12 protein-coding genes are annotated in these 15,528 nt (G+C 64.0%); 2 read left to right on the top strand and 10 right to left on the bottom strand.

The window, feature by feature from the left end:
• Positions 1-108: 108 nt before the first annotated feature.
• Both hrpA and M1D97_RS10825 read right to left on the bottom strand, forming a co-directional pair.
• Positions 109-4,080, bottom strand: a complete 3,972-nt coding sequence (hrpA, locus tag M1D97_RS10820) for an ATP-dependent RNA helicase HrpA (protein ID WP_456267742.1) — start codon at positions 4,078-4,080, stop codon at positions 109-111.
• A gap of 170 nt (positions 4,081-4,250) precedes the next feature.
• Positions 4,251-5,927, bottom strand: a complete 1,677-nt coding sequence (locus M1D97_RS10825; RefSeq protein WP_456267743.1) for an AMP-binding protein — start codon at positions 5,925-5,927, stop codon at positions 4,251-4,253.
• Between the two features lie 183 nt (positions 5,928-6,110).
• Between M1D97_RS10825 and cysK the strand changes: the two genes are divergently transcribed.
• The gene (cysK, locus tag M1D97_RS10830; protein ID WP_456267744.1) at positions 6,111-7,079 is read left to right on the top strand and encodes a cysteine synthase A; all 969 of its coding nucleotides are present in this window, start codon (positions 6,111-6,113) and stop codon (positions 7,077-7,079) included.
• 91 nt (positions 7,080-7,170) lie between these two features.
• On the opposite strand, the gene M1D97_RS10835 is transcribed toward cysK, so the two are convergent.
• Genes M1D97_RS10835 through M1D97_RS10845 form a run of 3 tightly spaced genes read right to left on the bottom strand, consistent with a single transcriptional unit; the run spans position 7,171 to position 10,206 of the window.
• Positions 7,171-7,959 carry a class II glutamine amidotransferase gene (locus tag M1D97_RS10835; protein ID WP_456267745.1) on the bottom strand — a complete coding sequence of 263 codons (789 nt, stop codon included), beginning with the start codon at positions 7,957-7,959 and terminating at the stop codon, positions 7,171-7,173.
• Complete coding sequence (locus tag M1D97_RS10840) at positions 7,952-9,736, bottom strand: VWA domain-containing protein (RefSeq protein WP_456267746.1); 1,785 nt, start codon at positions 9,734-9,736, stop codon at positions 7,952-7,954. The genes M1D97_RS10835 and M1D97_RS10840 overlap by 8 nt, the downstream gene beginning before the upstream one ends.
• Positions 9,737-9,741: 5 nt before the next feature.
• On the bottom strand, positions 9,742-10,206 hold the full coding sequence (locus tag M1D97_RS10845; RefSeq protein ID WP_456267747.1) for a hypothetical protein: 465 nt from the start codon (positions 10,204-10,206) through the stop codon (positions 9,742-9,744).
• A gap of 51 nt (positions 10,207-10,257) precedes the next feature.
• Between M1D97_RS10845 and M1D97_RS10850 the strand changes: the two genes are divergently transcribed.
• The gene (locus M1D97_RS10850; RefSeq protein ID WP_456267748.1) at positions 10,258-12,354 is read left to right on the top strand and encodes a S9 family peptidase; all 2,097 of its coding nucleotides are present in this window, start codon (positions 10,258-10,260) and stop codon (positions 12,352-12,354) included.
• Positions 12,355-12,442: 88 nt separating this feature from the next.
• Here M1D97_RS10850 and M1D97_RS10855 read toward each other — a convergent pair whose 3' ends face one another.
• From M1D97_RS10855 to M1D97_RS10875, 5 genes are all read right to left on the bottom strand, one after another.
• Positions 12,443-12,892, bottom strand: coding sequence for a YcgN family cysteine cluster protein (locus M1D97_RS10855; protein WP_456267749.1), 450 nt, complete (start codon positions 12,890-12,892; stop codon positions 12,443-12,445).
• Between the two features lie 20 nt (positions 12,893-12,912).
• Entirely contained in the window at positions 12,913-13,224 is a 312-nt protein-coding gene (locus M1D97_RS10860) for a YcgL domain-containing protein (protein ID WP_456267750.1), read from the bottom strand.
• A gap of 28 nt (positions 13,225-13,252) precedes the next feature.
• On the bottom strand, positions 13,253-14,407 hold the full coding sequence (gene rnd / locus M1D97_RS10865) for a ribonuclease D (protein ID WP_456267751.1): 1,155 nt from the start codon (positions 14,405-14,407) through the stop codon (positions 13,253-13,255).
• A 120-nt stretch (positions 14,408-14,527) separates the two neighbouring features.
• Positions 14,528-15,151, bottom strand: coding sequence for a recombination mediator RecR (gene recR, locus M1D97_RS10870; RefSeq protein ID WP_456267752.1), 624 nt, complete (start codon positions 15,149-15,151; stop codon positions 14,528-14,530).
• 14 nt (positions 15,152-15,165) lie between these two features.
• On the bottom strand, positions 15,166-15,492 hold the full coding sequence (locus M1D97_RS10875; protein ID WP_456267753.1) for a YbaB/EbfC family nucleoid-associated protein: 327 nt from the start codon (positions 15,490-15,492) through the stop codon (positions 15,166-15,168).
• Between the last annotated feature and the right edge of the window lie 36 nt (positions 15,493-15,528).

The raw sequence follows: 15,528 nt of genomic DNA on the forward strand, positions 1-15,528 counted from the left end.
CGTTCCCGCAGGCTCGATCGCTGATTTTAATAGCGCGCAAAGGGTTCTGACGCCGCATTGTCAGCCGATTTCAGGCCACTGTACAGTCCATTGACCATCAGTCATGGGTCAGGAAGCCGTGATCTCCTGCCACTGGCGCTCCAGACGCTTGGCCGACACCGGTGCCAGCGTTCCCAGCTGCTGGGCAAACAGTGATACCCGCAGCTCCTCGAGCCACCATCCAAAGGCTTCCAGCGCCTGATCCTGGACAGCGGATGCGCCGTTTCTGGTGCGACGTTCGTCGAGCCGGCGCTGAAAGTCATTGACCTCCTCCATGGCCAGCTGGTCGCGTCGCACCTCGCGCGGCGCCTTTTCGACCCGGATTTGAGCCGCCTCCATATAGCGCGGATACTGGGCCAGCCACTCACCGGCCGCGCTGATAAAGCCCGGATAGACCAGTCGCTGCATCTGGGCACGGACATCACTCCAGCTCAGCGCGAGATTGAAGGCCACCCTGCCCTTGAGCGCCTTGCTCACCTCCAGATGGCGCTTGAGAATCTGCTCCAGCAGGGCCACCAGTGTTTCGGCCGTCTCATGTAGACGCGAACGCTCGCTGTCGAGACGCGCCTCGAAGGCCGCCTGATCGCGCGGTAGCGGATCGAAGGCGAATACTCTCAGGAATACGGCCTCGATGAAATCATCCACCAGATCCCGCCGCGTGCCGACATTGGCATAGAGCAGCACGCAGCGCTCAAGCCCGGGGAGATCGCGCGCCAGAAAGCGGACCTGATCCGGCAGGCGGCGCATGGCCAGCCGCTTGATGCCGTGGCGATGCTGCTCGTGCGCCTTGTCGGGATGATCAAAGAGCGTCACGCCCAGCGTATCGCCTTCATCCACCAGCGCCGGCCAGGCCTCGACCCGAATGCCGGCCTGATCTCGCACATGGGATGACGGCAGCTCACCGGCCGGGAACTGCGTCAGCCCCTGCTGCGACAGGGCATCACCGGCCATGGCTTTCGTGCCGGCCTCGGCTTCGCGCTCGAAGCGCTCGATCAACGCGTTCAGATCACGCCCTTCTCCCAGCACCCGGCCGTCATGATCCACCACGCGGATGTTCATGATCAGATGCAGCGGCAGCTGCTCCGCGCGCCACTCATCGTTTGGCAGACGAATGCCGGTCTTTTGGCGCAGAAACTCGGCCAGCGCCGAGGTCAACGACACACTGCCCGGCGTCAGCGCCGACAGCGCGGCATCCGCCCAGTCCGGAATCGGCACCACCTGCCGGCGATACTGCTTGGGCAGCGACTTCATCAGCGCGATTACCTTGTCGCGGCGCAGCCCCGGTACCAGCCACTCGAGACGCTCTTCCGGCAGAGTGGAGAGCATCGATGCCGGCACTGTCACGGTGACCCCGTCGTCCGGCTCGTTTGGTGCAAAATGATAGCTCAGCGGATAGCGAATCCCGCCGCCCTGATGGCTCAGCTCCAGCGTATCAGGGTATTGTTCGACCGTGACCTCGCTGGCCTCGCGTGCCAGCAGGGTCTCCCGGTCGAGAAACAGGATGCTGTTGTCCTGCTGCTCGGCGTGACGCCGCCAGCGCTCGAAACTCTTGCCGTTATAGATATCGGCCGGCAAACGCGCATCATAAAATTCAAACAGCGTCTGCTCATCAACCATGATGTCGCGACGCCGCGCCCGATCCTCGAGATCCTCGACCTCCTCGATCAGCGCCCGGTTGTGCTCGAAAAATGCGCCCTGCGTCTGAAACTGCCCCTCCACCAGCGCGTGGCGGATAAACAGCTCGCGGGACTCCTCGGGGGCAATGGGACCGTAGTGCACCTTGCGCCGGGCCACGATGGGCAGCCCGAACAGGGTCACCTGTTCAAACGCCACCACCTGGGCACGCTTCATCTCCCAGTGCGGCTCGCTGTAGCTGCGTTTGGTCAGATGCGTCGCCAGCGGCTCGATCCACTCCGGACGGATGCCTGCTACCTGCCGGGCGAACAGCCGCGTGGTTTCCACCATTTCACCGGCCATGATCCATTTGGGCTTGCGTTTGGCGAGACCGGACCCCGGGTGGATCATGAACTTGCGGTTACGCGCCCCCAGATACTCCCGCGGCTCCTTGTCGGAGGCGGCATGCATGCCCAGATTGGACAAAAGTCCGGTCAGCAGCGCCTGATGCAGGCGATCGATGTCGGGCTCCCCCTCGTTTTCAACCAGCGAGAGCTCGCGGGTCAGCTGCTTGAGCTGGCGGTAGGTGTCATGCCATTCGCGCAGGCGCAGATAACTCAGATAGTTGTCGCGGCACCAGCGCCGCAGCTGATTGCCCGACAGCTCGGCGCGACTGGCTTCAAACCCCTGCCATAGATTGATCCAGGCGGTGAAATCGGAATCCTTGTCCAGCCACTGACGATGCTTCTGATCGGCCGCCTCACGCTTGTCCGCCGGGCGCTCCCGCGGATCCTGAATGGACAGCGCGCTGACCACGATCAGCGTTTCGCGCAGACTGCCGAACTCACCGGCCGCCAGCACCATGCGCGCCAGGCGCGGGTCGATCGGCAATCGCGCCAGCTGTCGGCCGGTTTTGGTCAGATGCTGACGCTCATCCACGGCACCCAGCTCAAAGAGCAGACGAAAACCATCCTTGATAAAGCGGCTGTCCGGGGCGTCCACAAAGGGGAATTGACCAATATCACCCAGCCCGAGTGACAGCATGGAGAGAATGACCGAGGCCAGATTGGTGCGCTGGATTTCAGGCTCGGTATAGGCCGGACGCGACAGATAGTCCTCTTCGCTGTAAAGGCGAATACACACGCCCTCGGCGATACGACCGCAGCGACCGCGACGCTGATCGGCGCTGGCCTGGCTGATCGGCTCGATCGGCAGGCGCTGTACCTTGGCGCGATAGCTGTAGCGACTGATGCGCACCAGCCCCGGGTCGACTACGTAGCGAATGCCGGGTACGGTCAGCGACGTCTCCGCCACATTGGTCGACAACACGATGCGTCGTCCGGTATGCGGTGCAAACACGCGGTTCTGCTCGCTGTTGGACAGTCGCGCATACAGCGGCAGCACTTCGGTGTCGCGCAGTTCGAGCCGGCGCAGCGTATCGGCGGTCTCGCGAATTTCGCGCTCGCCCGGCAGAAAGATCAGGATATCGCGCGGCCCGGTATACCAGCGTTTTTCACGCTCGATGCGTCCGATCTCCTCGATCGCCGCCACGATACCTTCCTGCAGCGTCTGATCCTCCTCCTCGTCTTCCTCGCGCACCAGCGGGCGGTAGTGCGTCTCCACGGGATAGGTGCGCCCGGAGACCTCGATGACCGGGGTCGGCGTGACAGTGCCATCGTCGTGATGCTGACCGAAGTGGCGCGAGAAGCGATCCACGTCGATGGTGGCCGAGGTAATGATGATCTTGAGATCGGGACGCTGCGCCATCAGACGCTTGAGATACCCCATCAAAAAATCGATGTTGAGACTGCGCTCGTGCGCCTCGTCGATGATGATCGCGTCGTAGCGCAAAAGCTGCGGATCATGCTGGGTTTCGGCCAGCAGGATACCATCGGTCATCAGCTTGACCCGGGTGGTCGCCTCGGTCTGGTCGGTGAAGCGCACCTGATAGCCGATGGCGCTGCCCAGCGCAGTGCTGGTTTCCTGCGCCAGGCGCTGCGCCACGCTGCGCGCCGCCAGTCGACGCGGCTGGGTATGCCCGATCACGCCGCGCACGCCAAGTCCCAGCTCCAGACAGATCTTGGGCAGCTGGGTGGTCTTGCCGGAGCCGGTTTCGCCGGCCACCACCACCACCTGATGATCGCGAATGGCCTCGCGTATATCATCGCGGCGCTCGGCGACCGGCAGTTCCGGCGGATAGTCCAGCGTCACGTTCTGCTCGCGCCGCCCCTGTACGAGGGCTGCCGAGCGGGTCAGCCGGGCATCGATATCCTTTAGCGCCTTGTCCACGGGCTGACCGCGCCGGATACGCCCGGTCAGGCGTTCCAGCCGCTGCCCCTGCGCCGCGGCATCACTGATCAGCGCGTCATCGAGGCGGCGACGCAGAGACGCAAGCGCCTCCTGCGCCGACTCACCAGAGTAAGTCACGTTATCGCTCAAGCTACCCTCTGGACCATTGAAACCGCCGGAGCGGTAGTGACAACGGCCATGGCATCCACCATGGCCGTCCGGGAGAAAAGTGGTCAATCAACCGCGCCCTATTGTAGCGCCAATGGGGGGCCGGCAGCCAACGGGCAGGCGCCCGGCCGCCTCCGGTGTTACCCGGCGTGATCGGCCAGTTCGTCACGCAGCGCGCGGCGCAGCACCTTGCCGACATTGCTGCGCGGCAGCTGATCGCGATACTCGAATCGCCTGGGCACCTTGTAGCCGGTCAGCTCCTGTCGACACCACGCCTTCAGCGCCCCGGCATCCGGGCTGACCCCGTTGCGCGGCACGATAAAGGCCACCACGACTTCACCGCTGTCCTCGTCCGGCACGCCGATCACGGCCGCCTCGTGGATATCCTCGTGACGCAGGAGCACATCCTCGACCTCGTTGGGATAGATATTGAAGCCCGAGCTGACAATCATGTCCTTTTTGCGATCCACGATGCGCACAAAGCCGTCACGTTGCAGCACGGCGATATCCCCCGACCGGACCCAGCCATCCTTAAAGAGCGTGCGGGCCGTCTCCTCGGGCAGGTTCCAGTAGCCCTTCATGACCTGCGGTCCCTCCACGCACAGCTCGCCGGGCGTGTCGTACCCCAGCGGCCGGTCATTGTCGTCAAGCACCTGCAGCCGGGTACCCGCCACCGGTCGACCGATCGCCCCCGGCTGAATCTTGTCCGGTGGGTTGACGCAGACCACCGGTGACGTCTCGGTCATGCCGTAGCCTTCCAGCACTTCAGAACCGGTAATCTCGTGCCAGCGGCTGGCCGTGGTGGTGTTGAGCGCCATACCGCCGGAGACGCTGAGCTTCAGGTGACTGAAATCCAGTTTCCTGAAATCCTCGCGCCGACACAGCGCTGCAAACAGGGTATTGAGCCCGATAAAGGCAGAAAACGGATATGTCGCCAGCGTTTTGATAAAGCCGTCGATATCCTTCGGATTGGGAATCAGCACGCTGTGATTGCCGGTTTCGCAGCCGAACATGCAGTTCACGGTAAAGGTATAGATGTGATAGACCGGCAGCGGGGCAATGATGGTTTCCTGCCCCCGCGTCACGGCGCTGCCCAGCACCTCCCCGGTCTGGCGCATGTTGGCCACCAGATTGGCGTGCGAGAGCATGGCGCCCTTGGGCGTGCCGGTGGTGCCGCCGGTATATTGCAGGATGGCCAGATCATCATCGCGGCCCCAGCGGTCCTGAACCACCTGCCCCTTGTGTTTCAGAACCTGACGCATCGAGACGGCGCCGGGCAGATGGTAGCGCGGCACCTGGCGCGCTATGTAGCGAGCGCCAAGGTTGTACTTGAGACGCGAGGGCCAGGGGTGAAGATCCGCCACCTCGGTGACGATGACGTGGTCGATCGTCATGCGCTCGAGAACGGCTTCCAGCTTGTGGGCCATGTGGGCAAAGACCACGACCCCGGTGACGCCGGCATCCTCGAACTGGTGGTGCATCTCGTCGGCGGTATACAGCGGGTTGGTATTGACCACCACCAGTCCGGCCTTGAGGGCCCCGAAGACCGCCACCGGGTACTGCAGGAGATTGGGCAGCACGATCGCCAGGCGGTCACCGGGTGACATGGCGGTCTGCGACACGACCCAGTGCGCAAAGCGGTCCACCAGGTCCTTCATGGCCGCGTAGGTCAGCGTGTGCTCCATGCAGGTAAAGGCCGGGCGATGAGCATACTGCGTGCAGGCCCTTTCAAACACGTCGAGAATCGACCGGTAACCGTCATCCTTCTCAAGCGCTGGCCCCTCAAGCAGTGCCGGTGCCGTCGTCATCTCGCTCATGCCCTCTCCCGATCATCATGGCGCTTGCGGCCAAACATCGTTTCATGGAAAGCCCCTAAAATAGCATGAAAGCTCGTGATCCGGACGCAGGCGTCGGGACTCGACGCGCGTCACGGCCCTCGACACAATACGACAGACCCTTTCACTGCCCCTTCGGGCAGCCCATTGATCATGGAGCACGCGATGAGCAGGATTCTGGAAGACAACTCTCAGGCAATCGGACAGACCCCGCTGGTCAGGATCCGGCATCTGACCGACCACCCTCGCGTGTATGCCAAGCTCGAGTCCCGCAATCCGGCGCTGTCGGTCAAGTGCCGTATCGGCGCCAACATGATCTGGGATGCCGAACAGCGCGGCGCCCTGAAGCCCGGCATGTCGATCATCGAACCCACCTCCGGCAACACCGGCATCGCCCTGGCATTCGTGGGCGCCGCCCGCGGCTATAGGGTCAAGCTGACCATGCCGGCCTCGATGAGCATCGAGCGGCGCAAGGTCCTCAAGGCGCTGGGCGCCGAGCTGGTGCTGACCGAACCGGCCCGCGGCATGAAAGGCGCCGTCGAGCGCGCCACCGAGCTGCGCGACGCCGAGCCCGAGCGCTACTTCATGCCGGCCCAGTTCGAGAATCCGGCCAACCCGGAAATTCATGAAAAGACCACCGGCCCCGAACTCTGGGACGCCACCGACGGCGATCTGGACGTGCTGGTGGCCGGCGTTGGCACCGGTGGCACCATCACCGGCATTTCCCGCTATTTTGAGACAACGAAAGGCAAGGCGCTGCACAGCGTGGCTGTCGAGCCGCTTGAATCGCCCATCATCGGCCAGCGCCTGCGCGGTGAAGACCTGACCCCGGCGGGTCACAGGATCCAGGGTATCGGCGCCAATTTCATTCCGACCAATCTGGATCTGGACATTGTCGATCAGGTGGAAGCCGTCAGCAGCGACGAGGCCATGGCCATGGCGCGTCGCCTGATGCGTGAGGAAGGCATGCTGGTCGGCATCTCCTGCGGCGCGGCCATGGTCGCCGCCCTGCGGCTGGCCGACGACCCGGCTTACAAGAACAAGTCCATCGCCGTGATCCTGCCCGACAGCGGCGAGCGCTATCTCTCCACCGCGCTCTTTGAAGGGATGTTCAGCGAAGAAGAGCTGAGCTGAGAGGCGTTGAGATGAGAGAAACGTCGCAGACATCTGTCGGGTCTGCGGCGTCTTTCATGGGGTGCCAGGCGCGCCTCGGCCCGGCGCGTTTTCAGGCCAGCACGGCTTCCGGGGTACTGACCGCGCACTGCTCGCCGTTGCAAAAGGCCATTGCCTCGCCGGGGTGCATGTCCTTCCAGCCCGATTCACTGGTCAGGGGCGCCGTTGCCAGCAGGGTATAGACCGTGGCGCTGTGACAGTATTCGGCAAGATCGATATGCTCGCCGCTGTCCAGCGACGTGACGGTGCCAAAGGGCGCCCGGCGCGTCAGCCAGCACATTTTCTTGCTGCAGTAGGTATAAAGCGTTCGGCCGTCGCCGAGCATCATGTTGAAAACGCCCATGCATGACAGCCGCTCCCCGCACTCGCGCAGCAGCCCACACACGGCAGATGAGTCACCGCAATCCACCGTCGACAGCTGATCGAGCAGCCAGCAGAAAACATGCTCGCCATCCGTGGTCCCCAGTGGGACAAATCGGCCGGAAAGTTCGAGTGCCTCGAACCCTTCAAGCTGCCCCTGCATGGTGTAGCACCAGCGCCGCCCCTTCATGGTCTGCGTGAATGGATAGGTGTTGCGGACTTCGACACTGCCCTCATTGGCATGGCGAAGATGGCCCAGCATGGTCAGAGCAGGAATATCGTCGTAACCGAGCAGTTCCGCCAGCGGTGAGTCCGTGGCCGGGCGTACATCATGAAAATCGTGATAGCCGTCACGGCGGTAAAAGCCGATACCGAAACCGTCACGATGGGGGCCGTTGACGCCCCCACGATGCTTGAATCCACGCCAGCTGAAGCCGGTAGTCACCGGTCGGTTGGCGTTCATGCCGAGTAGCTCACACACTCGGGTCTCTCCTTTGTGGGGGACGCCGACGTCGCAGGCGACGCCGTCGATAGGCAAGCAGTAGATAGAGCAGCAGCAGCGCGCCGGCGACCCACCACGCCCGCGGGTCCTGCAGCCACTGCATGGCCTGTGCTCTGGCGGCCGGCCAGTTGTCCTGCGCCAGCTGCCACAGACGCTGCAGCGACCATGATGGATCCGCCTCATCGCCCTGTGGGTCAGCCATTCGTTCGCCGCTGATCGCATCGCGATCGAGACTTGCCCCGGACAGTCGGGTCGCGGCGTCCTGGTTAAGCATGACCGGCGGCAGCGGGATCTCGAGAATGCGATTGTCCAGCGCCACCGTGGCCGTCAGGGCGACCGACACGGACTCATCGGGGAGCGTGTCGGGCAGCGTGACCTGCCAGCGGCTCTCCCCTGCAGGCGCAACGTCAAGCGTCTCTCCCAGCAGGGTGGCATCGATCCGGGTATTATCCTGCGTCAGACGGGGCCAGGTCGCCGTCAGCGCGATGCGGGACTGATCACCGGCCAGCGCGGCATCGATGATCGGCACCACATTGACACTGCGCGTCAGCAGTCGAGCGAAGGTGTCGCTGCGCGCCTGAAGCGCCAGCTCGGCATTGCCTGTCCGGTCGATGTGCTCGAGCCGGCCACGGTAATGCCCGTCCGCCTCATGCTGCAAACGTGTGCTGGTGATCTCTTCGTCCGGGCCTCGCAGCACGGCATCGACCGACGGCCGCTGCGCCGGGTCGTCGCCCCGGTCGATATCGCCTTCCAGCCAGACCTCGAGCGGCTGATCGACATGCGCGTACAGTGTGGCCGGTATATCGGCGCTTCGCAGCCTGAGCGGCGAATCGATCAGAATCCGTGAGCCGGCCCCGACCGGTCCTTCGATCTGCCACTGCCCGGCGGCGGGCTCGGGCACGGTAATCAGCTCATAGCGATCATCATGGCGCCAGCGACTCGCCGCCCCCGGCGCGTCGATGCTCAGACGCTCACCATCGGGGCTGACCAGCGTGATCGGACCTTCTTCCCGGTCATGAAAGATCAGCGCCGTAAACTCGCGCACCTGATCGTCGACCTGAAATTTTTTGTCTTCCAGTGGCAGCTGCTGGCGCGGTGCGACCTGATTGAGCACGTCCAGAAAGGAGCGCAGAAGCGCTCGGGAGTCTTCCGCCACCGAGGCCAGCCCGCCGGTCTCCTGAGAGATGGCGCGCATCAGCTCGATGTCGGCATTGCGGGAAAGCGCAATGGTGTGAATGACCACGTTGCGCCCGGCCAGATCCGGCGCCAGCGTATTGATGATCCTCTCGCGCGAGGCGCGGTCCCGGGCGGGCTTGTCGCTGATGGCGGGGATATCCACCATGCCGTCGGTCAGTACGATCAGATGCGTGCGGCCATCGCCCGTGACGCCCTCGGTCGCCAGCTCGAGCGCCGATTCGAGATCGGTGAACTGTTCATAGCGGGTCAGCTGCGGCAGAACGGACAGCGCCCGCTGGCGCCACTGATCGTTGACCGCGCCCATGGCCAGCGGATTGGCCACCTGCTGACCGAAGGTCCAGAGCCCGGCACGCGCCTCGTCGGGCAGTAGATCGACCAGCAGGCGCACGCCGCTGGCACGCAGGTTGTCGGGGTCGTTGGCCTTCATGCTGCCGGAGACATCCACCGCCAGGCGAACATCCCCCTGCTCCGGGGCGGCACCTTGTGGTGACGCCTGAGCAGGCAGTGCCATCAGGGCCAGCAATAACCATGCCCCTGTCATCAGCCACCGATACAGCATAGCGTCTATCTCCCGAGCGAAGGCTCTCGACGCGCTGGCGCCTCCTCCCGACGTCGGCGGGAGACATCACGATCGGCGCCGTTGCCGCCGGTTCCGGCACTGCCGGGGCGGTCATCGTCGCTTCGATCATGGCCACCGCGCCGGCCGATAAAGAAGGTTACCAGCATTCCCAGCAGCGCACCGATCGCCAGCAGTACGCCGCCAAAAAGGGCCTGGCCGCCATTGTGCTGCAGGATGCCGACTGCCGTGACCACCAGCGAGGGTGCCCAGCCCGAATAGCCAAGCTCCGATTCCGGTCCCGGCACCGAAAAGAAGGCCGGCATCCAGAGCAGCCCCGCCACCGCGCCCGTGATCAGCCAGCGCGGCAGGCGTGGCAGAAATGAAATGGCAAAATAACCGAAGACCAGCACCGCCACGGATAATACGAACCAGCATAGCCACAATAGTGGGATCGAGTCTGAAATCAGCACGCCCTTGATACCTCCGGGTTAAATACAGCGATCAATGTTACACTGCACACCATGAAAGAACACCCATCCCCCGCGCCGGTTGCGCGCTTCAGGAAAGTCGAAGATCCCCACTGGCACTGGCTTGAAAACCGGGATGACCAGGCGGTGGCCGAATTTCTTGAAGCCGTGAACCTTGAATGTGATCGGTGGTTTGAACCACTCGATGCACTGACACAGACCCTGTTTGACAGCCATCTCGCCCGTCGCGAGCTTTCGGTGACCGGGCTTGCCACGCCGTTTGACCACTTCGTGTACTGGAGCGAGACGGCATCCGATGCCGACTATCCGGTCTTCTGGCGCCATCCGATCGGCGAGCAGTTCGACCATCTCGACAGCGAGCGCCGCGGCCACGAGTGTCTGATCGATCTGCAAACGCTCTCGCAGCATCACGGTTTTCTCGAGCTGGGCGATCTGGCGCTGTCCGAAGACGAGCAGTGGATGGCCTGGACGCTGGACACCCAGGGCAACGAGTATTTCGACCTCTATCTGCGTCATCTCAGCGGTGGCGAGACCCTCCGTCTCGAGCGCGGCATCGGCCCCGATCTGTGCTGGGCGGAAGACAACGCCACGATCCTCTTTACGCGCTATGACACCACCCAGCGCCCGGCCACGGTCTGGCGCCGCCATCGCGACCATGACGACGCGGTCTGTCTTTTTGAAGAAAGCGATGTCGAGTTCTGGGTCGGTCTGGACAAGACCCGTTCACGTGAGTGGCTGGTCATTCACAGTGCCTCCAAGGACACCAGCGACACCCATCTGGTTCCCGCCGCCGCCCCGGAAACACCGCCATGGTGCTTTCATCCGCGCGAAACCGGCGTGGAGTACGGTATCGACCACCGCCCGGGCATGTTCTATGTGCTCCACAACAAGGGCGCCGTGCACTTTTGCCTCGAGCGCGCCGCGGAAGAGACGCCGGCACAGTGGCGATCAATGATCGAACACCGCGCCGACACGACGCTGGAAGACGTGGATGCCTTCGCCTGGGGGCTGGTGCTGACCGAGCGGGATCACGACAGCGCCCAAGTGCATCTGCGTCTGATACAGCTCGATGCACATCACGACGTGACCCGCGACGAGTGGCTGCCCATGGCGGAAACGCCCTGCAGCCTCGCCCTGGCCGACACGCCGCATTTCGATACCCGTCATCTTCGGCTGCACGAAGAATCCTTTACCACGCCACCGCGCTGGATCGAGTTCGATATCGACAGCAGCGAACGCCGTCTGCTGCGTCAGCAACCCGTGTATGGCGACCTGCAGCCCGGGCATCTGGCCTGCCGTCGTATCTGGGCCACCTCCTTCGACGGCGAACGCGTGCCGGTGTCGGTGGTTGCCCGCGCCGACCTGATCGACCGCGGTCCGCTGCCGACGTTGCTGTACGGCTACGGCGCCTATGGCCAGACGCTGGACCCCTGGTTTTCGATCTCGCGTCTGGAGCTTCTCACACGCGGCGCTGCCTTTGCCGTGGCGCACGTGCGCGGCGGCGGTGACCGGGGCGAGCCCTGGTATCTGGCCGGCAAGCTGGCGCACAAGGAAAACAGCTTTCGCGACTTCCTGGCCGCTCGCAACGTGCTGGTGGAGCACGGCTTCGCCGAAGAGCGTCACGTGGCCGCCTACGGCGCCAGCGCCGGCGGTCTGCTGGTGGCCGCCAGCGTCAACCTCGATCCTCAGGCCTTCTGCGCTGCCGTGCTGGATGTGCCCTTCGTCGATGTGCTGCGCACCATGGAAAACCCCGATCTGCCACTGACCACGGCGGAATACACCGAGTGGGGCAACCCCGAGGAGCCCGACGCCCATCGCCGCATCAAGAGCTACTCGCCGCTGAACAATCTGGAGCCCGCCCCCTGGCCGGCGGTCTATCTACAGGGCAGCTGGCACGACTCAAGGGTGCCCTACTGGGAGCCGGCCAAGCTCTATGCGCGCCTGATCGAGCTCGATAGCGCCCGCGGCCCGGTGCTGCTGCGCACCGACATGAGCGCCGGTCACGGCGGCGCCTCGGGGCGCTTTCATGCCTGGCGTGATGTCGCCCGACAGGATGCCTTTATCCTGTGGGCGCTGGGGCTGGCGGAAACCGGGCCGACGCCCGGGGCGTCCCTGTCCTGCGATGAATAGGCACTGACTCTCCGATCGGGCGCATCGCAAAGGGGCGCTTTTCATCAATGAAAAGCGCCCCTTTGCATGAGGCCACGTGACGGCGGTTTCAGGACCGGCAGGGCATCACGGCGATGATATAGTCCTCGTAGTCCTCTTCGGGCACGACCGCCTCACTGACGGCCATGCCGTGCATGCTGACACCGGCACGGCGCGCGCCGGACGAATCGCCGCTGCGCAGCGGGTGCCACCGCGGCAGCGACTTCCCCTGTGCCAGACGCCGATAGCCGCAGGTCTCGGGCAGCCAGTGAAACGCGCGCACCCGCTCCGGTGTCAGCTGCAGACAGTCCGGCACCCGGTCAAAGCGGTGCTCATAGTCGCTGCAGCGACAGGCCTGCGTATCGAAGAGCTGGCAGGCCACCGACAGCGTCACGATCTCCTGACTCTCCTCGTCCTCGAGCCGGACCAGGCAGCACTGTCCGCAGCCGTCACAGACAGCCTCCCACTCCTGAGGCGTCAGTTCCTCGAGCTGGAATCTTTCCCAGAAGCGCTCACGCATATCACTCTCCAGAGCATCCATCAGGGGGCCTTGTCGTCGTCTGTCCGGGCGCTGACGTCAAAGGCCAGATCACGCGTTCGGGCATCCCCGCCGGGCGGCATCTGCAGGTAATACCCCTTCTCCTTCAGGGCCTCGATAACCCGGGCGGTCTCGACACGAGCGAGCGTCCGCTGCGGCGTCATGACCATTATCATGATGGATTGCGGGGTACCAAAGCCTGCCAGCAATTCTTCGGGGACTACTGCCAGCCCGCGCGTACGGTCCACATAAAGAAACATCTCTTCGTGACGCGGGCTCTTGTAGATCTGACACAACAGTGGTGTCGGGGTCATGGTGTTCTCCACGGACAGACCGGGCGCCTCAGCGCTTGTCAGGGGCGCCGGCCGGGGCACGAGAGCGTCCCGACAGGGCCGATACCAGGGCGTCATTGAGCACGTTACCGCGCCACCCCGTCATGAAGGGCCAGTCGGTGCCCTGAAGATCCGCGCTGATCCAGCGCTCCAGCTCGCGCCGGGTCACCAAAACCTCCGAGGGCAGCGACAGCGCCCCGGCGCGCTCGTTGACGGCTGCCTTGAGCGCCTTCATGCGCTTTTTGTAGGCGTCGCTGACCGGAGACGGCAGAACAGAGGGCAGCACGGCATCGTCGAGCAGCGCCGCCTGTTGAATCAGCTCGAGCAGTACATCCCCTTCCCGCTTGATCAGCGAGGGCTTGACGCCCTCCACCTGAGACAGCTCATAGCGGTTGGCCGGCAGCGCCGCCGCAATCTCCATCAGAACGGCGTCGCTGGCCAGCCAGTTGCGGGGCAGATTGCGCTCGCGCACGGCGCGCTCGCGCCAGGCACACAGGCGCTGAAAGGCCGCCAGCTGACGCGGCTCGAGCCGCCAGGCGTTGCGGTGACGCAGATACCAGCGCTCGTCATCGCGCGTGCCGCGCGCCGCCTCGACCAGCGCCCGACAATCCTCGAGCAGCCATTCGAGCCGATCCTGCCGGCGAAGCCGATCCTGCTGGCGCTGCCAGATCAGCGACAGCCAGGTCACATCCAGCGCCGCATAGCGACACTGCTCTTCGCTCAGCGGGCGCTGCAGCCAGTTGGAGCGGGTTTCCCCCTTGGGCACGTGCTGCTCGGCCCAGTGGCTGACCAGCCGCTGATAGCTGATGGAGCTCTCCTCGCCCAACAGCGCGTGGGCCAGCTGGGTATCCACGACCGGAGACGGCACGTCCCCCGCCCAGCGGGTGAAAATCTCCATGTCCTCGCTGCAGGCGTGCAGTATCTTCAGCGGCCCGCCGTCCCCCAGCAGGGCGCGCAGCGAAGGGGTGGGCGCCACCGCCGTCGGATCGATCAGATACACCACATCAGCATCGCCCAGCTGGATCAGCGCCGGTACCGGATAAAAGGTGGTTTCGCGCATGAACTCCGTATCCACACCGATCGCCTCGCGGGTGGCGAGGTCAGCGCAGGCGTGCTCGAGTGCCGCCTCGGTGTCGATAAAGTGCCAGGTGACATCAGTGGGCATGGTCATTCCGTCTACGGCTGCCGATCGGCACGCGGGCCGGCCGGCAATAAAGTAAAACAAGCCGCATCGCGGCTTGTGGCATTCCTCATGAGCGCATTGCTGCGCGGGAGTCGTGATCGCTTACGTCGACCCCTGATCCTGCTCGCCAAAGGGCTGACGCCCCATGAAGGCGCGTGACAGCGTGCCGCCATCCACATACTCGAGCTCGCCGCCCATGGGCACGCCATAGGCCAGACGCGAGCAGCGCACCCCCTGCGCCCGCAGCTGCTCGGCGATATAGTGCGCGGTCGCCTCACCCTCCACGGTGGGATTGGTGGCCAGAATCATCTCTTCCAGCTGGCGTTGATGCACCAGCGCTTCGAGCTGATCCAGCCCCAGATCGTCCGGGCCGATGCCGTCGATGGGGGAGAGATGGCCGTGCAGCACGAAATAGCGCCCGTGAAAGCCGCCGGCCTCCTCGATGGCCAGCAGATCGGCCGGCGACTCCACCACGCACAGGGCGCGATCATCGCGACGCGTATCCTCGCAGATACTGCAGTACCGGCTCTCCGTCAGGTTACGACAGCTGTCGCAGTAGCCCACGTGCTCGAGCGCCTCGCCCAGCACCTCCGCCAGACGACGACCACCCTCGCGGTCACGCTCCAGCAGATGAAATGCCATGCGCTGCGCGGTGCGGGGGCCAACGCCCGGCAGCACCCGCAGCGTTTCGAGCAAACGATCGATCAGCGGTGAAAATGTCGCCATGAATGATACGTATCCTAGAACGGCATCTTGAAGCCGGGCGGCAGGTTCATGCCTTCCGTGACTTCTTCCATCCGGGTGCGCGAGTTGACTTCCACCTTGCGCACGGCATCGTTGACGGCAGCGGCCAGCAGGTCCTCGAGAAACTCCTTCTCTTCCTGCATCACGGCCGGGTCCAGCTCGATCGATGTGACATCGTGACGGCCGTTCATGGTCACCTTGACCATGCCCGCACCGGACTCGCCATGCACTTCGGTGTCAGCAATTTCTTCCTGCACCTTTTGCATCTTGTCCTGCATTTCCTGAGCCTGCTTCATCAGGTTGCCCATGCCACCCTTCATCATGATTGCCTCCCTCGAGATTGTTCTCTCAAACCGTTG

The organism is Kushneria sp. AK178 (genome assembly GCF_053903105.1).